This window comes from Chryseobacterium sp. Marseille-Q3244, assembly GCF_940807095.1.
GTDB lineage: Bacteria > Bacteroidota > Bacteroidia > Flavobacteriales > Weeksellaceae > Chryseobacterium.
The window spans coordinates 33,969-55,453 of the sequence record NZ_CALNWX010000016.1 but is presented as its reverse complement, the minus strand read 5'-3'; the positions used below and the strand labels follow the sequence as shown (position 1 = coordinate 55,453).

General features: G+C 36.8%; 19 protein-coding genes. 16 read left to right on the top strand and 3 right to left on the bottom strand.

The genetic code is table 11. The annotated features are described in order from the left end of the window. The first annotated feature begins 45 nt into the window (after window positions 1-45). From NBX25_RS20725 to NBX25_RS20700, 6 genes are all read left to right on the top strand, one after another. Window positions 46-1,800 carry an alkaline phosphatase D family protein gene (locus NBX25_RS20725; RefSeq protein ID WP_250255264.1) on the top strand — a complete coding sequence of 585 codons (1,755 nt, stop codon included), beginning with the start codon at window positions 46-48 and terminating at the stop codon, window positions 1,798-1,800. A gap of 93 nt (window positions 1,801-1,893) precedes the next feature. Then, entirely contained in the window at window positions 1,894-2,583 is a 690-nt protein-coding gene (locus NBX25_RS20720) for a hypothetical protein (protein ID WP_250255263.1), read from the top strand. 97 nt (window positions 2,584-2,680) lie between these two features. After that, a complete protein-coding gene (locus tag NBX25_RS20715) occupies window positions 2,681-3,547 on the top strand; it encodes a helix-turn-helix domain-containing protein (protein WP_123908938.1) in 867 nt (288 codons plus the stop codon). A gap of 707 nt (window positions 3,548-4,254) precedes the next feature. Continuing rightward, window positions 4,255-5,178, top strand: a complete 924-nt coding sequence (locus tag NBX25_RS20710) for an alpha/beta hydrolase (RefSeq protein ID WP_123908937.1) — start codon at window positions 4,255-4,257, stop codon at window positions 5,176-5,178. Window positions 5,179-5,377: 199 nt separating this feature from the next. Then, on the top strand, window positions 5,378-6,958 hold the full coding sequence (locus NBX25_RS20705; protein WP_250255262.1) for a Na+/H+ antiporter: 1,581 nt from the start codon (window positions 5,378-5,380) through the stop codon (window positions 6,956-6,958). A gap of 11 nt (window positions 6,959-6,969) precedes the next feature. After that, complete coding sequence (locus NBX25_RS20700) at window positions 6,970-8,016, top strand: MBL fold metallo-hydrolase (RefSeq protein WP_250255261.1); 1,047 nt, start codon at window positions 6,970-6,972, stop codon at window positions 8,014-8,016. Window positions 8,017-8,152: 136 nt separating this feature from the next. Here the strand turns inward: NBX25_RS20700 and NBX25_RS20695 are convergent, their stop codons facing one another. Then, a complete protein-coding gene (locus NBX25_RS20695) occupies window positions 8,153-9,013 on the bottom strand; it encodes a DUF4822 domain-containing protein (protein ID WP_250255260.1) in 861 nt (286 codons plus the stop codon). Window positions 9,014-9,652: 639 nt separating this feature from the next. Here NBX25_RS20695 and NBX25_RS20690 point away from each other — a divergent pair. From NBX25_RS20690 to NBX25_RS20680, 3 genes are all read left to right on the top strand, one after another. Beyond that, window positions 9,653-10,372: a DUF434 domain-containing protein gene (locus NBX25_RS20690; protein WP_123908934.1), complete on the top strand. Its 720-nt coding sequence runs from the start codon at window positions 9,653-9,655 to the stop codon at window positions 10,370-10,372. Beyond that, window positions 10,362-11,015 (top strand): tRNase toxin domain-containing protein, encoded by a 654-nt coding sequence (locus NBX25_RS20685; protein WP_250255259.1) that lies wholly within the window; start codon window positions 10,362-10,364, stop codon window positions 11,013-11,015. Before NBX25_RS20690 ends, NBX25_RS20685 begins: the two co-directional genes overlap by 11 nt. A 220-nt stretch (window positions 11,016-11,235) precedes the next feature. Next, window positions 11,236-12,021, top strand: coding sequence for a TatD family hydrolase (locus NBX25_RS20680; protein WP_250255258.1), 786 nt, complete (start codon window positions 11,236-11,238; stop codon window positions 12,019-12,021). Between the two features lie 83 nt (window positions 12,022-12,104). Here NBX25_RS20680 and deoD read toward each other — a convergent pair whose 3' ends face one another. Then, window positions 12,105-12,815 (bottom strand): purine-nucleoside phosphorylase, encoded by a 711-nt coding sequence (deoD, locus tag NBX25_RS20675; RefSeq protein WP_123908932.1) that lies wholly within the window; start codon window positions 12,813-12,815, stop codon window positions 12,105-12,107. Window positions 12,816-13,118: 303 nt separating this feature from the next. Here deoD and NBX25_RS20670 point away from each other — a divergent pair, with 303 nt between their 5' ends. After that, window positions 13,119-13,508 carry a VOC family protein gene (locus tag NBX25_RS20670; RefSeq protein ID WP_250255257.1) on the top strand — a complete coding sequence of 130 codons (390 nt, stop codon included), beginning with the start codon at window positions 13,119-13,121 and terminating at the stop codon, window positions 13,506-13,508. Between the two features lie 130 nt (window positions 13,509-13,638). Here the strand turns inward: NBX25_RS20670 and NBX25_RS20665 are convergent, their stop codons facing one another. Continuing rightward, window positions 13,639-13,830, bottom strand: coding sequence for a hypothetical protein (locus NBX25_RS20665; protein WP_250255256.1), 192 nt, complete (start codon window positions 13,828-13,830; stop codon window positions 13,639-13,641). 69 nt (window positions 13,831-13,899) lie between these two features. Between NBX25_RS20665 and NBX25_RS20660 the strand changes: the two genes are divergently transcribed. The 6 genes from NBX25_RS20660 to NBX25_RS20635 are packed head-to-tail and all read left to right on the top strand — an operon-like array spanning window position 13,900 to window position 21,467. Next, window positions 13,900-14,550, top strand: coding sequence for a conflict system bpX4 domain-containing protein (locus NBX25_RS20660; protein WP_250255255.1), 651 nt, complete (start codon window positions 13,900-13,902; stop codon window positions 14,548-14,550). Beyond that, entirely contained in the window at window positions 14,547-15,680 is a 1,134-nt protein-coding gene (locus NBX25_RS20655) for an AAA family ATPase (protein ID WP_250255254.1), read from the top strand. Before NBX25_RS20660 ends, NBX25_RS20655 begins: the two co-directional genes overlap by 4 nt. Next, entirely contained in the window at window positions 15,653-16,396 is a 744-nt protein-coding gene (locus NBX25_RS20650; protein ID WP_250255253.1) for a hypothetical protein, read from the top strand. Before NBX25_RS20655 ends, NBX25_RS20650 begins: the two co-directional genes overlap by 28 nt. After that, window positions 16,387-18,765, top strand: coding sequence for a hypothetical protein (locus tag NBX25_RS20645; protein WP_250255252.1), 2,379 nt, complete (start codon window positions 16,387-16,389; stop codon window positions 18,763-18,765). Before NBX25_RS20650 ends, NBX25_RS20645 begins: the two co-directional genes overlap by 10 nt. Beyond that, window positions 18,755-20,455 (top strand): bpX3 domain-containing protein, encoded by a 1,701-nt coding sequence (locus NBX25_RS20640; protein WP_250255251.1) that lies wholly within the window; start codon window positions 18,755-18,757, stop codon window positions 20,453-20,455. The genes NBX25_RS20645 and NBX25_RS20640 overlap by 11 nt, the downstream gene beginning before the upstream one ends. Continuing rightward, the gene (locus NBX25_RS20635) at window positions 20,448-21,467 is read left to right on the top strand and encodes a tetratricopeptide repeat protein (protein ID WP_123908926.1); all 1,020 of its coding nucleotides are present in this window, start codon (window positions 20,448-20,450) and stop codon (window positions 21,465-21,467) included. The genes NBX25_RS20640 and NBX25_RS20635 overlap by 8 nt, the downstream gene beginning before the upstream one ends. The last annotated feature ends 18 nt before the right edge of the window (window positions 21,468-21,485 follow it).

Here is a 21,485-nt window from a genome sequence, read left to right as displayed (position 1 = left end):
TAACAGCCTTCTTCCTCAGATCCCGTTGCTTTGCAGAAAAAAGTAATGATGGAAAATAACAATCTGCTTAACAGAAGAAGGTTTCTTAAGAATTCACTATTAGCAGCTGGAGGAATCTTTATTGCTCCTCTCATTGAAAGTTGCAGCGATCAAGACTTTACCGAAGGCGGAACGGCTCCTAATGATCTTAAAAATTCAGGTTTTGATAACGGAGTAGCCAGTTTTGATCCTACCGCAACAGGAGTTATTATATGGACAAGATATTCTGTAGGAGTGGATGCTGAAATTACATGGGAAATAAGCAAAAACAGCAATTTTTCTGAAGTTTTAAGAAGTGGAAAAGCTAGTGCTGTAACCATTAATGACTTTACTGTAGCGGTAGATGTACAAAATATTCCATCCAATACGAAATATTACTATAGATTTTATAACCTTAAAACAAAGGAAGTCAGTGTAACAGGGGAAACGATTACCTTACCTTCTAAGGCAGATTCCGTCAGTGAAGTGAAAATGGCGGTGGTATCATGTTCGAACTTTCCTGCGGGACTTTTCAACGTATACGGAGCCGTTGCCAAATCTGAAGCTGATGTAGTAGTACACCTTGGCGACTATATCTACGAATATGCACCGGGAGAATATGGAACGAATCCATATACCAACCAGCTTGGAAGAGCTCATAAGCCTGCGAAAGAAATCCTGAACCTGAACGATTACAGAGAAAGATACAGACAATACAGAAGTGATAAAAACCTTCAGCTGGCCCATCAGAAAAAACCTTTTATTTGTGTATGGGACGACCACGAATTTGCAAACGATACCTATAAAGGCGGAGCAGAGAATCATCAGCCTAACGAAGGTGATTTTCAGGTTAGAAAAATGGCAGCATTTCAGGCTTACAGTGAATATATTCCGCTTAAAACAGGGAAAGATCTGAAAATCTACAGAAGCTTTACCTTCGGAAATATTGTTTCCCTTTATATGATGGATACCAGAGTGATTGCAAGAGATAAGCAACTAGAGTATTCAGATTATCTGGATAATGCAGGAAACTTCGATCAGTTGAAGTTTAAAACAGATTTTTTAAATCCAAACAGAAAACTGATCGGAAGCGAGCAAATGGCATGGTTAGGCTCCCAGATCAATTCTGATTCTACAAAATGGAAGGTATTGGGACAGCAAATCCTGATGACCAAAATGATGGTTCCTGCAGAACTATTGATGCTATTGAATAAGATTTTAGCAGAAATAAAACAGTACGGAAGCGCACAACCGGCTACGATGCAGGCACTTCAGAATACCATTGCCCAACTGATGGTCATAAAAGGCAGATACAAAGCTCAGGATCCCACGCTTACTCCACAAGAAATAGCAAGGATAACCACCACTTTACCTTATAACCTGGATGCCTGGGACGGATATTTCATGGAAAGAGAACAGCTGTATTCTATGCTTGCGGGTAAAAATGTTGTTGTGTTGGCAGGGGATACGCATAACGCTTGGTTAGGGACATTGACTAATGCACAAGGGAAGGTTATCGGAACCGAATTAGCCTGCAGTTCCGTTTCTTCACCAGGCCTTGAAGGCTATCTCGGAATTACATCAGATCCTGGTCAGGCAATCGCATTAGCTCAGGCATTTTCATTACTGATCGACGATCTGGAGTATGCGAATCTTTACAAAAGGGGGTATCTGCATGTTAAATTTACTTCAGGAAATTCAGTAGCAGAATGGAGGTTTGTAGATAATGTGATTTCCGACCTCTATAATGTTACTACAGAAAAAACACATACAATTTCATAGTTTCAAAGAACATATCTTATTTTCAATTTTGTACAAAGCTATAGGCAATCCTATGGCTTTTTTTATTATCATTTTTTTCCGTATCTTGAACAGATGCAAGAAGATTTTAGAAAAGAATTTTTACCATTAGCCTCCAAACCTAGCTGGGTAATCACATGGCTGATGAATATTTTCTTTGGATCAGTGTTGTTGTTTATGTTTACAGTACTTGCTGTGTTTCCTTTTTTGGTTTCGGGGAATATAAAGGTATTTGTTGTAGTAGCTGTATTATATTATCCTGTTTGGGTTATAGGTATGTATCGGTTTTTTCGTTATGTGAAAAAATCAAAAGGTATATCCGTAACAAAAATTATGGTAGATGATAAAGGCATTCATTTTTATAAAAAAAACGGAAGCATAGATGCTATTCTTTACAATCAGTTAGGAACGTTCCTTCGTTCAGATGATTATGAGGTTTACCTGACAATGAAAAGAAAAACATGGATACTCACTGTAGGAATCAATCGTAATGAAACTAAAGTTGTATTTGACGGAACAGACATTGGAAGTACTCATTATATCAAAAATGGAAGAGCTCTACGTGCCAGGTTCATAGAAGGAATTGTTCGCTTCAGGCCAGATTTGAAAATAGATCCGTTTGTTTTTAAGGAATTCAGTATCCATCCCGAAAAATTCACATTTGACGGAAAAAGATATCTGAAGCATGTAGGCGAAGCTGCTATCATAGCCGGTATTATAGTATTGCTGAGTTTAGGATTAATGCTCTTGGTTGTAAAAATGTAGAAAGACCAACCGTAAAATGTATCCGTTTTTCCTGAATATGTATCATAAGGACACTGTTCAAAATATTTAATTTTACCCATTATTGAAAGCCTGTACAATGAGTATAAAAATATTAAATATCCCCGGATTCTGCCAATACCTGAATGTTGGCAATCTGAAAAGTGATGATCTTCACATCGTAGATTTTGAGACGCAGAATGATATCAGGCTAAAATCTGAGCCGGTAACCATTGATTTTTATCTTTTGGCTATCAAACCACCGATGGAAGTTAAGTTTGTTCCTCACCAGCTTCTGGAAGATCAGTCAGACTCTTCCTATATGTATGTGGATTGTCCGCAAAATACGTTGGAGTGGGAGATTGCTCCACCATTTTCAGGGTTATGTATTATGATGGGGGCTAAATATCTTGAGAAATATGCCAAAGATTATAGCTTTGTACATTATAACAATCATGAAGCTCTTTTCCTCACTAAAGAAGAAGAAAGTATTTTGTGGGATCTCTTCAGAAAAGCAAACCACGAATTTCAGAAAGAATATTATTCAAAAAAGGTTATCATTTCTTATGTCAACCTGATTCTTACTTACGTTAAAGATTTTTATGACCGTCAGTTTGATACCCGCAGTGAGATTTACCACAGGGTAATCGATGAGTTTTATAAAAACCTGGATCATTATTTCATCGATAATGAGAATCTCGCCGGACTCCCTTCTGTTGCTTATTTTGCACAAAAAAGTAACCTTTCTCCTAATTATTTCGGAGACCTCATCAAGCACTTTACAGGCAAATCACCATTGGATCATATTCATGATTACGTTGTAAAGCTGGCAAAAGATAAACTCAAGAATACAAGCCTTTCTGTAAGTGAAATATCCTACAGCCTCGGGTTCGATTATCCCAATTATTTTGCACGGTTCTTTCGTAAGAAAACAGGCCTTTCCCCAAAAGTTTTCAGGAATCAGTAAACAGTTTGAACAATATAATAAAAGGCAGCTCCGCGAGTTGTCTTTTGCTTTTTCAGGAGCTTTTCCGGCTATTCACTCATACTCCTCGCGCCAGCGCATCCCAGGCTTACCTCCCCAGCTTTCCAGTTTAGCTGCGGGGTAACCGTTACTATCCGGGCTAATGTATGCGTAATGCGTAATAAATGATGAGTAATATTAATTCTAAACCGGTGTTTTGTTTTCAATAATATCTACAAACATCTGTGTAAATCTGAGCAATCTGTGGGAAATAAAATTCTGCAATCTAATAAGGATTGTGCCTAACCACAAAAGTCACAAAAGATTTAAACACTTAAGGGATTTTAAGTTAAAAGCTTTGTGGAGAAGAAGTACACGCAAGTTTTTGAAAACCTATGATTTTCATATCCGCAATCATCTGCGAAATCTGTGCGATTTGCGGGAGATAAAACTTTAGCAGGTCTGAAAATACCCAAAAACATCATCCGGCTCTAGCCAAAATTTACTATAGAAGTACCCAAAAATACAAAAAGGTAAAATGTATCTGTTTTCAGGTAATGTGTCTCCGTCTCAAGAGCGGGTCCCTTTCTACCTTTGATTTATCAAAATGAAAGAAGAATAGAGCTGAAAAAAAGTAATCAAAAAATAGGATACTCTTTTGTTCTTCCAGCTTTCATCAAAATAAATAATAACAAATAAAATACAAAGTCATGTCACAGGAAAAGATCAGTATCAAAAACACAAACGCCCAGGAAATTATCCTGTCAGCAATCATCAATTTCCCTGAAGGGTTTGATCAGAACAAAAAATACCCGGCAGTCGTAGTGTCTCATCCGGGCGGCGGAGTAAAAGAGCAGACCGCAGGTCTATATGCTAAAAAATTAGCTGAATATGGATTGATAACTATTGCGTATGATGCTTCTTATCAGGGAGAAAGTACAGGAGAACCACGCCAATTGGAAAATCCTTATATCAGAACAGAAGACATAAGTGCAGTAATTGATTACCTTACAACCTTATCTTATGTAGATGCTGATAAGATCGGAGCTATGGGAATCTGTGCAGGAGCAGGATATACAGCCAATGCAGCTATCAACGATCATAGAATTAAAGCGGTAGGAATGATAAGCGCAGTAAATATTGGATCGATGTTCAGAAACGGATGGGAAAACAATGTAAAAGATGCCGACGCACTACCTTACTTAATAGCTGGCTCTAACGCAAGAACAGCAGATGTCGGGAGTACAGAAATCCAGACGATTCCGTTAGCTCCAACGAGAGAAGAAGATGCACCCAATGAAGAATTAAGAGAAGCCTGGGAATATTATCATACAGATCGTTGTCAATATCCTACAGCACCAGGTTTTTCTACAACCAGAAGTCTGACACAGCTTACTTCTTATGATGCCTATAATAAAGCAGAGGTTTTCTTTACGCAGCCGCTGCTTGCAGTAGTGGGAAGTATAGCAGGAAGTGCCTGGATGAGTGATGATCTGCTTGAACGTGCTGCCTCTACAGACAAAAGAAAATATACTATTGAAGGAGCCAATCATATGTCTTTATATGATAGAGAAAATTATGTTAATGAAGCCGTTGATCAGTTGGTAGCATTCTTTTTGGAAAAATTAGCCTAAGAAACCTGATAAATACAGCCATACAAGAATGTATGGCTGTATTTATTTACAATAAAATGGTAATACCGGATGAAAAAAATGCATTCTTAAGCAATATACTTGAAAATTAGTTTCTACTGGAATTGAAAACTAGATAAAAAACAAATCATATTTATCAAAATTTATATAAATTAGATTCACACAATTAATTGAAAAACAAATGGTGGAGAATTTCATTTATTATCTCGGACTGGTTCTGGTCATTATTGGGTCCATTATGCTGGCCAATCGCTTAAGAATAGCATATCCTATAATATTGGTAATTGCTGGTCTTTTGATAAGTTTTATTCCTGGATTACCACCCATAAAAATAGATCCGGAACTTATATTTATCATTTTTTTACCACCATTATTATACGAAGCGGCATTTGCCGTTTCATGGAAAGAAATCTGGAAAATGAGGCGGATCATCACCAGCTTTGCTTTTATTGTAGTGTTTCTTACAGCTATATCAGTGGCTTTTGTTGCCAATTTCTATATTCCCGGGTTTTCATTAGCATTAGGTTTTGTACTGGGAGGAATTGTTTCTCCACCGGATGCGGTGAGTGCAGGAGCTATTTTAAAGTTTGTAAAAGTTCCTAAAAATCTATCTACCGTTTTGGAAGGGGAAAGCTTATTCAATGATGCTTCCTCCCTTATTATTTTTAGATTTGCGATGGTAGCTGTCGCAACCGGGCAGTTTATCTGGCAGGATGCAGTGGTAAGCTTTGGATGGATGGTTTTCGGGGGTCTAGGAATAGGGGTTGTACTGGCAGTTATTTTTCTCAAAATCGAAAAAATATTTCCTACAGATGTAAACATGGATGCTATTCTTAGTCTGGTAGCTCCCTATGTAATGTATATTGCCGCTGAGGAAGTGCATTCATCCGGAGTATTGGCCGTGGTGAGCGGCGGATTGTTTCTTTCGATCAGAAGACATGAAATCTTTAGAACCTCAGAATCAAGGCTGAAGGGTTCCAATGTATGGGAAAGTTTCGTATTCCTGATTAATGGGATTGTGTTTTTATTAATAGGGCTGGATCTTCCGGAAATTATGGTAGGGTTGGATAAAGAAGGAATAAGTCTTTCTAATGCGATTGGTTATGGGTTATTAATCACAGCAGTACTGATAATTGTACGATTTTTAGCTTCTTTTGGAGCGGTTTTCGTAACATTAATTATGCGTAATTTTATCAATGTAGCCGATAGAGATCCAGGGACGAAAGCTCCCATATTGATGAGCTGGACCGGAATGCGTGGGGTAGTTTCATTAGCCGCCGCTTTATCCATTCCTGTCGTGATGGAAAACGGGCAGCCTTTTCCCCATCGTGATCTTATACTCTTTATTACTTTTATTGTAATTTTGGCTACCCTTATTATTCAAGGGCTTACATTACCTGCATTGATTAAAAAACTTAATTTATCTGACATCGGACGTGGATACCTGTCCGAAGAAGAATCTGAACATTATTTAAGAAAAGGAATGCGTAGGGTTGCTTTCAGATACCTTGATGAAAATTATAAAGAGCGAAGAAATGAAAATGAATACTTTAATAAGCTGATGGATCGCTGGGAGCAGGAAGATAAAGAAGGTTCCACCCATAAACTGTCGGATGAAGCCAAGGAAATTTATTTCGAAACTCTGGAACAACAGCGCATCTGGCTTCGGGAAGAAAACAGACAGAATCCGAATATTGACGAAGAATATATAAGACATTATTTAACAAGGCTGGATCTTGAAGAAGAAAGGCTGAGAATGTAAAAAATAAGGAAATGAATTTAGTAAAACAGCTCGGACAGTTTCCTGATGAAAAAAGAAAGGAATACTTCAGTACACTTCCCAATTACCTCAACGGGAAATTTCAGAATATACTTATTACTCCGGCTTTATTAGAAGGAGAAAGTATGACAAAAGCCCTCCTTAACAGTTTGTGTAAAATAGAAAATACTTCCCCAAAATCTGCCCTTCCATTTGTTGTCACAGATTTGAAAAACCTTCCCCCGGAAGAAAACGTTTTGGTATGGTTTGGACATAGCTCGTATTTTATACAAGTGGATGGAAAAAAAATCCTGGTAGACCCTGTTTTCAGTGGAAATGCCTCACCAATGCCCGGATCTATAAAAGCATTTCAAGGAGCAGATTATTATAAACCGGAACATATGCCGAATATCGACTTTTTGTTGATTTCCCACGATCATTGGGATCATCTGGATTATAAAACCGTACAGGAATTAAAAGATAAAGTAGGAAAAGTAATCTGTGGATTAGGAACAGGCCAGCATTTTGAATACTGGGGTTGGGAACCGGGGAAGATTATTGAAAAAAACTGGTGGGAAAGCATAGATCTTGCCAGTGGATTCAGAATTACCCTTACTCCGGCAAGACATTTTTCCGGCAGATTGTTGAATAGAAATATCTCTCTCTGGACTTCATTTGTTTTAAAGACTCCAACCAAAAACCTGTTTTTAGGAGGTGATAGTGGTTATGGAAATCATTTTGCTGAAATTGGTGAAAAGTATGGCCCATTTGACCTTGCAGTGATGGAATGCGGACAATACAACGAAAAATGGCCCTATATTCATACATTGCCGGATCAGCTTATAGGAGAAGTTAAAGAACTGAAAGCAAAAAACTTTATGCCGGTACATCATTCAAAGTTCAAGCTGTCTCAGCATGCATGGTTTGAGCCGGTAGAGCTGGCCGCTAAAAATGCAGAAGATAACAATCAGCCAATTACCTTACCTGTTATCGGTGAAAAAGTAGATCTGGATCAGTTGGGCAATGTAACCTGGAAAAAATGGTGGGAAGAATACTGGTAATAACCAATACCTTATCTGAATGTAAATAAAAAGCTACTGTCATACTGAATGAAGTATCTCTATTCAAAATGAAAATTGCTTACTCCATAAAATTAAAACCTGCCCATATCGAGCAGGTTTTTCTTATAATAAAACACTATTGAGGTTCTTTGTGAGCAGGATCATTTGTATGAATGATATCATAAAATACAGTTGGTGTGTTTGCATCAGGAGTAATTCTGTAAGTAAACGTAGTTTCGTTCAACACAAGAATTTCTACAGTACGGGTGAAAAGCACATTACCGTTAGCATCTAAAGCAACAAGTGTTCTTGTCTTCCCATCAGGAGAAATTGACCATGTTCCCTGAGATCTTAAGACATCATTTAATCCAAAAATTTTAAAAGTTCCGTTGGCTTTGAAGTAAGAATATCCTACATAACCAGCCACCGCGGAATTATCTAAAGCTACATTGGCTCCACTGTTATCTTTAGCACCTGTAGTCTTCCATGGGGTAGAAGCTAATGTAAGTTGTCCGTTTTTAGGTTCAGCATGAGGAGTTCTCGTATGAATGATGTCATAATATACAGATAGATCGGCAGCATTAGGGCGGATTCTGTATGTAAATTCATTTCTGTTTAAAACAAGAATTTCAACATCACGTGTGAAAATGGTTGTTGCATCCGGGTTTAACGCTGTAATGGTTCTCGTTTTCCCCTGAGCATCTACAGACCATGTTCCCCTTGATCTCAAAACATCAGTCAAACTGTAAATAGCAAAGTTTCCGTCCGCTTTAAAGTAAGCAAATCCTACATAACCAACTACGCTGGCGTCTGTTAATGCTACGTTACTACCGTTTTTATCCTTAGCTCCTGTCGTTTCCCAGGGAGTAGAAGATAGAACTTGTGAGGGAGTCTGTTGTTCAATAACAATTTCGTTATCATCGCTTGAACATGAAACGAAAGAAGCAGATAAAAATATCGCTGCAGACAGATAACATAATTTTTTCAGTGTATTCATAAGGGTATTTTTAAGTCTTTGCAAACTTATCCTTATTACCTATCAAAATCTTTGTATGAAATATCTCTTTTGTTGTAAAAAATATAACCGATAAAGTGTTGAATTGATTGAAATTACCAGCCTGTCACCAATAAGTTTCTTGCTGCTTTGATGCTGCATTTTTGGTATTTTGAATAGGCTAGTGCCGCCCGGCTTCTGATCTGTTCCGCTGATTAATCGTTGAGATAACCTGTTAAGGCATCATGAAGAATATAGGCTTCAGGGGCCATCAGATTTTCTCACAATGCTTATGCTTCAAATAACTTAAGTGTCAGAAAATATATTTTAAATTTGGTAATTATATACAATTTTACACTAATGCGGTTATCTTATTACTATGACTCCGTCATTCTGAATACAGGCTGAAGGTCTGCGAACGTAGTTCAGAAGTGAAATGAAGAATCTAAGCGATATTATGAGATTCTTCCTTCGTCAGAAATCGAAGATTCGACGTAGTCAATGACAGTGATGTAAAATTGTATAGAGCCACTTTAAATTTTATCTCCCACAGATCCCACAGGTTTTACATATGGTTGTAGAAAGAGCTGCGTGATCAGCAAAATCTGTAGAGATTTACCTTTAAAAATTCTATTTTTGAGTATGAATAACAGAAACCGCGGAAAAAACACAGGTGATGACACTCTGTTCGGTTCAGAAAAGCAGATCAGCAAGCTGAAGCTGGCAGTTCAGGATATGCAGTATCTTTTGACAAGAGGGTATGCGGAAAAAGCCGCATCTGACCTTGTAGGAAACAGATATAGATTAAAAACACGACAGATACAGGTGATTCGTGGAGCTTCAGCATCTGATGGACAAATTCATAACAGAAGACTAAAACAATTGAATCTTTCAGATCTGAAAGATAAAACCGTATATCTTGATGGCTTCAATGTATTGATTCTGTTGGAAAGTCTGTTGTCGGAAGCCTATATTTTTGAAGGGGTGGATGGTTGTTTTCGGGATCTTTCCGGAGTGCATGGAACATATAAACGGGTAAATCAAACAGAAAGAGCAATAGGACTTGTGGCTGCATTTTTTCAAAAAGCTCAGGTTCAGAAATTGGACTGGATTTTTGATCAGCCGGTTTCCAATAGTGGAAGAATTAAGCAGATCGTTCTTGACTTTGCTGTTGAAAATCAACTTAACTGGGAAGTTGAACTACAATACAGCCCGGATAAATTTCTGGCAGAGAGTTCCGGAATCATTATTTCCTCAGATGCCTGGATTCTGGATCACTGTAAAGAATGGTTTAATCTTATTGGTTATCTCATTAAAGAAGAAAGTCTGTTCGTTAATCTGATACAATGTTATGATGAATAAGTTCGAACAATATATGGTATGGATTTCAGAGGACTGGAAGGAAAAATATCAGGCTATTTTAGCAGAAGAGCATTTAAAAAGTTTGTCCGATAATATTCAGAAATTTCAGGATAAGAAGTTGGAGTGGAATCTCCCTTATTTTAATGAAGAAATTGAGATAAATAGGGAAGATATTTTTAACCAATTTATCAATATTATTAAGAATAACAATACGGATGAGGATAAAGCAAAACAGTTGGAAGGTATTCCATTTGAAAACTGGCTTATTGTTTTGGGACAAAGACTGACTTCTGCAAGTATTCGGGACGAAAATGCTGTTCCACCACTGACTTCTATTTTGATCGAAGCCTGCCAGGAACCTTTTAATGAAGAAATTACTATTGCCCAGCGTGCCTGGGAAAAACATACCGGAAGAATGGACGATGATTTTTGGGGTGAAGTGAAAGGAAATAACCAGCAAAAACAGGAAAAAGTAATGAAGAAAATTCACTATATCCTTGAAAATAACACCTGGTGGAATGTTTTCTTTCACTATAAGCACGAATTTGTCTTTGAAATAAGGGAAAAAGAAGGCCACGGAATTCGTTGGAGTCATGGAGGAAAGAAACTGATTGGATTTCTTGAAAAATTCATCAATGAATAAAAAAGCTGGAAGTTATTTTTGTCTCGTAACTTCTAATAACCACATTAAAAAATAGAGGTCCACTATAAATTTTTGTAATTTCTATCTCCCAATTTCCAACTCATCTTTTTACTACGCAAAAAGATTGCGTTTCTTATAAATAATTTTGCCGTGCATTTTTCTAAAAAAAATAAGTAACCTTGGAAGATAGATAAAAAAGTAAAACAAAAATTTTTAACCAATGAATACATACATTGATATTGGCATTAACCTGACCAATAAACAGTTCTACAACGAACAAGAAGAAATCATTAACAGAGCTTTGGATAACGGAGTAGATTATATGATCCTCACCGGAACAAGCGTCCGTGGAAGCAAAGAATCTTCAGAAATTGCAGAGGAATATCCTGATATTTTATTTTCAACAGCAGGAATTCATCCCCATGATGCAAAGTCTTTTAATCATGAAAGCATGAATGAACTTAGAAAGCTGTTAAAGCAGGATCATGTGATTTCAGTAGGTGAGTGCGGATTAGATTTCGACCGCGATTTTTCACCAAGGCCCATGCAGGAAAAGTGCTATAAAGCTCAATTGGAACTGGCAATAGAAGTTGATAAACCTCTTTTTCTTCATGAAAGATCAGCCTTTAAAAGATTTAATGAAATTACGGATGATTATCTTTCTCAATTACCGAAAGCTGTGGTGCACTGCTTTACAGGAACACTTGATGAAGCCAAAACTTATCTGGACAAAGGATTTTATCTGGGATTTACCGGAGCCATCAGTGATGAGAAAAGATTTAAACATTTGGAAGAGGTGATTCGTTATGTTCCTCTGGACAGAATGATGATTGAAACCGATGCACCATTCATGCTTCCGAAGAATATGCCAAGGATGCAGAACAGAAGAAATGAACCCTCCTTTTTGCCCTATGTGGCGCAAACTATTGCCCATTTGAAGAAGATCAGCATTGCTGAAGTAGCAGATGAAACTACAGAAACTGCCAGAAAATTTTTCAGACTATAAAAAAGAGCTCTACTGATTCAGTAAAGCTCTTTTTAATTATAGTGTTGAAAGGGTGACCAGCAAATTTGCCTTTTATCCTTTTCTTATAAACTCTTGATTGCAGACTCCAGTGCTAATTCCATCATTGGCTTCAAGGCAGTTTCTCTTTCGTCAGCAGAAATTTTCTCATGAGTTGGGATAATATCAGTTACGGTAAGAATCGTAGCTGCATTTTTACCTAAGTGCTGAGCATTTGCAAACAATCCGAAAGCTTCCATTTCTACAGCAGGACAGTTATATCTTGTAGCAATTTCAGGAGTGTTTGGATCTTTTCTGTAGAAAATATCACTACTGTGGATATTGATCGCTTTAGCATCTATAGATAACTCTTTAGAAGTTTCATTGATTGTATTGAAGATATTTCCTTGGTGAGGAAGGATGTCTCCTTCAATTCCCCATGCATATTTAGCATAGGTACTTTCGCTGGCAGCATTTTCAATATTTAAAATATCAAAAAGCTTAAGGTCTGTATTGTAAGCTCCACAAGTTCCGATTCTGATGATCGTGTCTACCTCATATTCTGTAAATAACTCAAAAGAATAGATCCCGATACTTGGGAATCCCATTCCACTAGCTCCTACAGTGATTTCTTTACCTTTGTAAAGACCTGTATAATAAAAGATACCTCTGGTTTTGCTTACCAGTTTTGCATTTTCTAAATAATTTTCAGCAATATACTGTGCACGAAGCGGATCCCCCGGCTGCAATACTACTTTAGCAATTTCTCCTTTTTTAGCACTGATGTGAATACTCATAATTTAATTTTGAATAGCACAAAGATAATAACTTTTATATTGACCTCATCATTATGAGAATTGAAATGAGACAGGTGTTTTATAAGAATGTAATAGGTAAATATTTGTATATAAGTGTTTTGTTTATTGCTTTCGAACACAAGTCTTAGTGTTTTTATTTTTTAGTCTGTTTTAAAAAAATGCACACCTTGAAATGAAAAAATAAAACAGGTAAATACAGAACAAAGATAGAATAACAGAGAGCAGATATAGCCAGGCTGTTCAGCTTACTTTTGCGAGAGTAATCATATTAAAATTAAAAAAATGAAAATAGAACATATTGCTGTTTGGGTAAAAGACCTTGAAAAGACCAGAGCATTTTATGAAAAATATTTTGAAGCGGTTTCCAATGAAAAATATTGTAATCCGGTCAAAAAATTTCAATCTTATTTTCTCAGTTTTGAGAATGGGTGCCGTCTTGAAATTATGACCAGGCCGGATCTTTCAGCAAGTGAAAACTCCTATGAATCCCAACAGTTTGGAATCATTCATTTGGCGTTCTCCGCAGGAAGCAAAGAAAAAGTAAATGAGCTTACAGAAACCTTAAGAAAAGACGGTTATACCATTGCTGGTGAACCCAGGACAACAGGTGATGGATATTATGAAAGCGTCATTCTCGATCCTGAAAATAACATCATTGAAATAGTAGCCTAACCTGTCATTGCGACGAAGCAATCTCTTACTTTTGATAGAACCTCTTTGTTGGAAAACAGAAAAAGGGTTTGAATAGTATTATACCTATTTTAAGGCCCAAGAAAATCAACAATTTTCAGCAATTAGATCGTTATAATGCCACGAATTCACGAATAAAATCATTCGTGAATTCGTGGCTACAAATATATGTGTCGCAAATAAATACTGTTGCCTTAAGGCATGGAGAAAGGAAAAAACTTCCCTCTGCATTTTCCAACATCACCAGATTTTTAAAAGTAAAGCTTGTACTTTCATGTCCACAAAAAGTGTTTTTTTTCATCATCACCATAATTTAATAGTAATCCTTTCTTTAAAAATTTTATTCTCAACGAAATAATTCTATTTTTGTTAGATGATGGAAACCAAATCACCATTTTTAGATACCATATTTTTGCTGAGGAAGAATGAATGCATCACTCTTTTTTCCAATATCCAGACCATTTCCCTAAAAGAGGAAGAGGAAGCAGAAGTGTATTTAGAAGCAGAATTTGAAAAAGAAAGACTGGAGTTTCTGTCCGATCAGATAATCTGTAATAAAACAACCGCTGTTTGGGCAGCAAAAGTGCTGTATCATAGTGCACAATTGTATCTGATAAGGGAAAAGACAGCCAATAACCTTGAAAGTCTTGTTCCAAAGTTTAAGAGGACAAGAGATATTCCTTCCATTTTATCTGCCGATTTATCATTAAGGTTTCTCCCTGATGTGATGTTGGCTCTGAATGCATTAGATCCCGAAGATCCACTTATTAAAATACTTGAAGATATTCTGACAGAATTTCATTATTCAGCCATAGGGTATGATCTTGATTTGAAGCAAGTAAACTGGGAAGAAGAATTGAAAGATAAAACGTACCGGAAATTATATCTGGAAAGAATTGTAGAAAAAAAAGATTACAAACTAGCGGAAATTCCGTTCATTAATACACTGCTAATTGCAGAATTTGGAATGTATAAGGATGCATTCTGGAGAGAATTAAAAATTATAACTGAAGAAAATCAATGATGCAGAATATTAATAAACTCAATACGGTTCTCAACTACGTAAAAGATACTTTCGTAGGGAAAAATGATGTGGTGGATCTGCTGGGAATCTGCCTTTTGGCAAGAGAAAATGCTTTTTTATATGGTCCTCCCGGAACTGCAAAATCAGCCATAGTAAGAACATTGGCAAAAACAGTAAAAGACGGAAAGAATTTTGAATACCTATTAACCCGTTTCACAGAGCCGAATGAAATATTCGGTCCTTTTGATATCAGAAAATTAAAAGAAGGAGAACTTCTCACCAATACAGAAGGAATGATGCCGGAAGCCTCGATGGTGTTCCTGGATGAGATCTTCAACGCTAATTCTGCTATTTTGAATTCACTTTTGATGGCTCTTAACGAAAAGATCTTCAAAAGAGGAAAAGAAACAAAGCGTTTACCTGCTTTAATGTTTGTAGGAGCAAGTAACGCTCTTCCGGAAGATGAAGCTTTGAATGCGTTATTTGATCGTTTCCTGATTAGAATCAATGTTGATTATGTCAACCCGGAGCTTCTACAACAGGTACTTTTAGCAGGAAGAAAACTGGAAAACGAAGAAGAAACAGAAGTTCCGGAAATTCATGCTAATGAGATCAGAGAACTTCAGAACCTGTGTAAAAAGATAGATTTAAAACCTATCTATGAAGTATATCTGAATACCATTATGAGCTTACGAAATACCGGAATTGCCATTTCAGACCGTAGAGCTGTCAAACTTCAGAACCTCATCGCAGCAAGTGCTTTGATTTGTGGAAGAAATGAAGCCGTTCTTTCGGATCTATGGGTTTTAAAACATATCTGGGATACAGAAGAGCAGATTGAAATTCTGGAAGGGATCATTAACAGAACCATTGAGAAAGACGATCATCCGCATTCCCATCCTCAAGCCATGCAGAATAAAACTCCTAACCCGGAAGAAGTAATGAAGGATGTAAAAATATTGGTTGATAAATGGAATCAGGAATCGCTAAGCTTTGAAGAGCAAAACGTAATCAAAGATAAACTGAGATACCTTCAGACACGCTGTGACTGGATCAGAAACCCTGAGCAAAAGCAATACATTCAGCAAGAAATTGAAAGCTTATGGCAGAAAATTCTTCAGACGATATAAAAGAATTCTGGGCAGAACTACCCCATACCGATGAAGATTATCTAGGCTCTATAAGAGACTGGAAGAACATTCATGTTGCAACGGATGGTGAAATTATATGGCTCAAAGGTTTTACTGAGGAACAGACATTGGATTCAGAACTTCATCAGCTGCCTAACTTTTTACTGTACAAACTCCGGGATGGGCTTTTATTTAAAAAAGAAGCATTGGTTCCCCATAAAAAAATGAGAACAGGATTGCTTTGGACACCAATTGATAAAGCATTACGCCTTACTTTTCCTGCCTCTAATCAAAACTATTTCGGAATTAGCGAAAAAGTCCATATCAGGTTAAAGAAAAGTGATGAAGAACATCCGGTCATTGCTCTGATAAGCATCATTACAGAGATCAAAGAGAGTATTGTGACACTGCCAAAATTCAGACTGGAAAAAATAGACTGGACTGTAATGGAAGATAAAGCTCTTTTTTTAGGAACTCCGTTATTAAGTCTGCCGGGAAAAACATATTGGACAAAAGACGGACATCTTTTGCCTTCCGGTTTTGATTTTGAGTTTAAAAATCTTAGCAAATTCTTACAGCAGAAATATAATAAAGAGTCAGACGGATGGCTTTTATGGGATGAGAATGGAAATTATCTTTCCATAAAGAAAGCTGATTTTCAACCCTTGTCTGTAAGTTCATTTCGTCTTACTGAAAAATCAAGAGAATGGAATTAAAGGCCTATTTTCAGTCCTATGAAAATTATTTCTGGGAATGGAAAACTGATGAAGATGTTCCCGGAGATTCCGGATATAATGACAATAACCTCCTCTCCATTCCTGGAGTAGGGGCTATCGCTTACAGACCTTATATTATTGAGATTCTTAAAGAACTTCAGCCGCAGGGATGGCCACCATTCGGTGCTTTACTGATGGTTTTATATGCAATGCAGGACGGTTATACAGACTTTGCGGGTCCTTTAAGATATACTGCAGATTTTTACAGCATGGGGAACTTTGATTTCAATGCTGAAAGAGAGATCGAATTTCTTGAAAAAATAAAAGCACTTCCCAGGCTTTACAAACAGAAACAAAACAAAATTGTACTGCTACATACCTTATTTAAAGATAGTCACAACAGAATATCTTCCTTACAGGCTGAAGCTCATTTAAGAATTTATTATAAAAGGCCCCAAGAACTGGCTGTAAGTGCAGAAAAGCAGCATGCAGGACCATCAGTTTTGAATAAGGACCTGACAGCAATAGATCTCAACCAAAAATTTCCCACTGTACAATCAATCATTGATGCTATGAAAGGGTTAATTGAAGAACCTGAATTGAATGATGAGGTTGTAGAAGAAGATGCTACTGCAGATACAAATAAAGACTTTATCAGAGAATTGATTAATGAGCCGAAAACATTCCAGATAGGAAGCCTGATTAAAAGGATCTGGAGCGGACTGAAAATTCCAATGAGACACCTTTCTCCGGGAGAACAGCCTATAGGAGGAATTTCCGATATGACCAATAAAGGAGATTTTCATAGAATGCTTTTGTCAGAATTTGCCAATGATGAAGATATATTCATGAACCGTGTGGCCAATAGTGAAGCTCTATATATTCAAAGAGAAATACCGCCTGAAGAAAATATTTTTGAAAGAATTATTCTGATTGATACTTCCCTCAGAAACTGGGGAACCCCGAAAGTATTGGCGTTTGCATCAGCTATTGCGATCATCAAGCATCCCAAAGCGCATTCTGAATGTAAAGTGATGGCATTGGGGCAGGCTGCAATCCCTATTTCTTTGAATAAAGTGGAAGCTGTAATTGAAAATCTTAATCAGGTCAGCCCGGTATTGGAGGTTTCAGAAGCATTGGATAAGTTTTTTAAGGACGAGTATCCCCAAAAAGATATCGAAGTATTTTTCATTACCCATCAGGAAAATTTTGAAGATGAAAAAATCCAGAGAGTAGTCAATCAGAATAGAGACAGACTTAAGTTTTTGGTGGCTACCACTTCAGATGGAGAAATTAATTTTTATAAACATCATAAAGGAGTACGGAAACATATCCAGAAAATAAGACTTCCCCTTCATGAATTGTGGGCCAATCCGCCGCAGCAAAAAAGAGCAGAAAGTAATTCAAATGGAAAGAAAACTGATCTTCCATTGAATTATCCGATCCTGTTTCCGACACCGGTTAATAAGATTGCCCAGTTTTTATACGAAGGAGAGTTTTTTATTCTGAGTTCAAAAAAACAATTGTTGAAAACTTATCTTTCCGATAATTATTACGATAGACATTCCTATGATTATTATAAAACCTATCATGGTTGTGAAGTAATGATTGAAGATATTTCTGTAAAGCCAACCGGGCAGTTTGCTCTGGCAAAAAATAAGCAGCAGCATTTTATCCTCTGTCAATATCAGCCTTCCAGAAAATTAGTATCTAAACTTAATGTAAATACAAAAGAATATTCTGAGATCAATGTCACCGGATTGAATATTCCTGAAGACTATGAACTGATCTATTTTGGGAAAAGCTTCTATCTTCACCATTTTAACAATCCTTTACTTTATAAAATAAATATTGAAGGAAATACCTCTGTAGAGCCTCTTGATAACAAGTACGATGATATAGATAAAAACACCACAAAAGTAAATACGGAAGTAGCCAAGTTAAACCGGAGTGGATTAAAAATTATTGGTAATTTTAATAAAATCGGTATTAATGCCCATGATAATCTGGTTTTTTCAGGATTTGAAATCAGTAGTGTATATGAAAATACCCTGAATCTTTATAAAAACAGATATGATATTAAGATTTTTGCGGAACAGAATAAGAATAAATACACTTTCCCTGACGGAAGCGAGGTTATTGCAGATTCCCGAGGAATGTTGACCTTCAGGAGCAGCAACAAAGGAATTGAAGAGTTTTATATACCTACCACAGCCTATGGCTTCCTGGCTCTGGCTACCTATACAGAGTTTGGCGGATCAGAATATTATCTTCCGGAACAGACTTTATTAAAGGTGAGAACCATGGACGAGATGTATAATCAATATGTAAAGCCGTTTATAGAACAGATCTTGGATTATGGAGCTTAGAATAAAACCTTTCCCGAAAAATGTATACCCTAAAAAAGGACTTTTGATAAAAGGTTCTTCACCTTTGGTATGGCTTCAGGAGATGGAAAATTTAGGAATCAGGCTGGACGGAATAAAATCTTACGCTGTTCCGACTAATAGTCCCAACGTGTTGTATGGATGTTTTCTTATATTTCATGATAATGCTCCGCAGGAAATTGGAAGGAACGCTTACTTCCAACAGGTAGATAACAAACTTTTTATTCCGGAGAATACAACATTTTACCCCAAGATTAATCCGGAAGACTGGAGTACAATAGATTCAGATTTTCTCATAATGCATCCTGATTTTGGGTTGGTAAAATTATCAGAACAGGTGGATTGGATTGAATTGATTCAGGAGGCAGGGAAAATAGAAACCAATATCAGAAAACCTTTGAACGGTGTTAAAATTCCTCAAACCATAGAAAGCTATACGGTGGAAATGGATGATGAAAAAATGCTCGAAGCATTGCAGAAACCCCAGACCGAGGAAGAATGGATGAACAGCCTGCCGTTTGACCTGAAAAAAGTAATGGCCGGAAATAAAAAAGAAATTGAAAAATACTTAAAATACATAGAAAAATACCCGGAAAGAGCTATCGAGTTGGGGGTTCCATTGGATATTCTTGGAACCTCCAGAGGAGATGGGTTTAGTAAATTTACCTGGCTGGAAGGATTGTTTGGCGGAGGAGCTGATAGTAAACAGGAAAGCACCAGTACTAGAAATTTCCGCAGAATATTCTGGGCCGTTATTGTCATTGCAATTGTTTTAAAAATAGCTTTCCCATCCAATCAAGATAAGCCCCGGCAGGAAGGAGATCAGGAATCCTCAGGAACTATTGTAACAGATGCTGTAAAAGCTCCTTCAGATATGATTGCTTTTCATTCAGGAGTCTCTGAAATAGATATGAAGATAGACTCCATGTACTACAAGCAAAGGAAAAGCTTGTCCAATGAACTCCTGAACGCTGGGCTGAAGGAAAGTAAAACAAAAAAAGAAAAAGAAGAATACAAAAAGAAAGGAGGAAGAGAGGTCAATGAAATAGGTCATGATATTCAAAAGCTTAGCAATAAAGAGCAGCAAAGCAGGGATTCGCTTAAAATTATTTATACCAAGAGAATAACAAAGCATATAAAAGAAAGAAGTGAAGTACTGAAACGTAAAATTTCAGATTCTTTAAAACAATATACCAAAGGAAAACCGGTAAACGGAGAGGTAGTAAAATACCTTTTAAAGAAAAAGCAGGTTCTGATGCAGGACTCTTTAGGAAAACTCTATGGAACCATTGATATGGCTGATATGTCACCTCCATCTACCATCAAAGATTCCAAAGTCAAAGGGGTAGAATCAGGGGGGAACTCGCTGAAGAAAGACACTCCCATTTCTGATATATTATACATGGTGATTCTGATGATTGCAGCAGTTGGATTGTATTCCTTTCTGTTTAAAAATAAATCATTAAATCTGGGTGGAGATAATGTTCCGGGCTGGGTTAAATTTCTTTTGGTGGCTATCCTGGTAGCGATGCTGGTATATCTCTTTTATCCATTAGTGAAAATGTTTGGCTATAATTGGTTTGTTTGGGTGCTTGCTATTGGGGTGATGCTATTGCTTTACCGTTTGTTCAGAGATGATAAAACCATTTTAAAAAACGATGATGATGAATAAACAGAAATTTATAGACAAATTCATGGCTGCCTTTGTTCTGCTGGCCATGTTTAAGATCATCGGAATCGTAGCCCAGCTGTTCCATGAGAGTTTTTGGAGTGTAGTAGGAACTCTGGTAATCTTTTTAATTGTAGCATTTATTATCCTTATGGTGATTGCCACTTTAAAGGATAAAGAACAAAGTAAGCAGAATTCAAGAAGAGGAGGTGCAGGCGGAGGAAGTTTCTATCTGGAGAATTCTTTATTTGACAGGATTCGAAGTAAATATGAAGACCTTGCCCAAAAATATCTTGCCGAAAAAGATTACAAGAAAGCAGCAAAAGTATATATGAATCTCCTGCAGGATTATTACAGAGGGGCAAAGACCTTGGAAGATGGCGGATTTTATAACGAGGCAGCTGCAATATATCTTAAAAAACTAAAAAGTAAATCCGATGCTGCGAATTGTTACGAAAAGGCAAAACAATACAAAAAAGCAATTGATCTGTACAAAGAAATGGAACAGAAAGAAAAAGTAGGGGATCTTTATAAAGAAATCAATGATCTGAAAAATGCCCATACTTATTATCAAATGGTAGCAGATGACTATACAGCCAATAATCAAATGGTAAAAGCTTCACTGGTATATCGGAAGAAAATGGAAAAGCCGGAAGATGCCCAAAAAGTATTATTAAAAGGATGGGAAGAAGATAAAGATGCCTTCAACTGTTTGAATAACTATTTTGCGAATATTTTTGATAGTACAAAACTGGAAACGGAAATACAGGCGATGTATGAAAAAACTCCGGCCTATAAAAAACTCACCTATCTGGAAGCAATGAAGCACGAGTTTAAGAAAGATCCCAAGTTACAGTATGTTACAAGAAAAATAGCTTATGAGATCGTTGCTGAAAAAGTAGAAAGCCGTTCAGAAATTGTTAACGAGTTGAAACATTTCAATCCTAAAGATGAAGTGATCCTTAAAGATATCTCAAGATTTAAGACCGGAAGAAATAAAATGTTTAGAAATTAAAGGGTAAAAATAAAATGG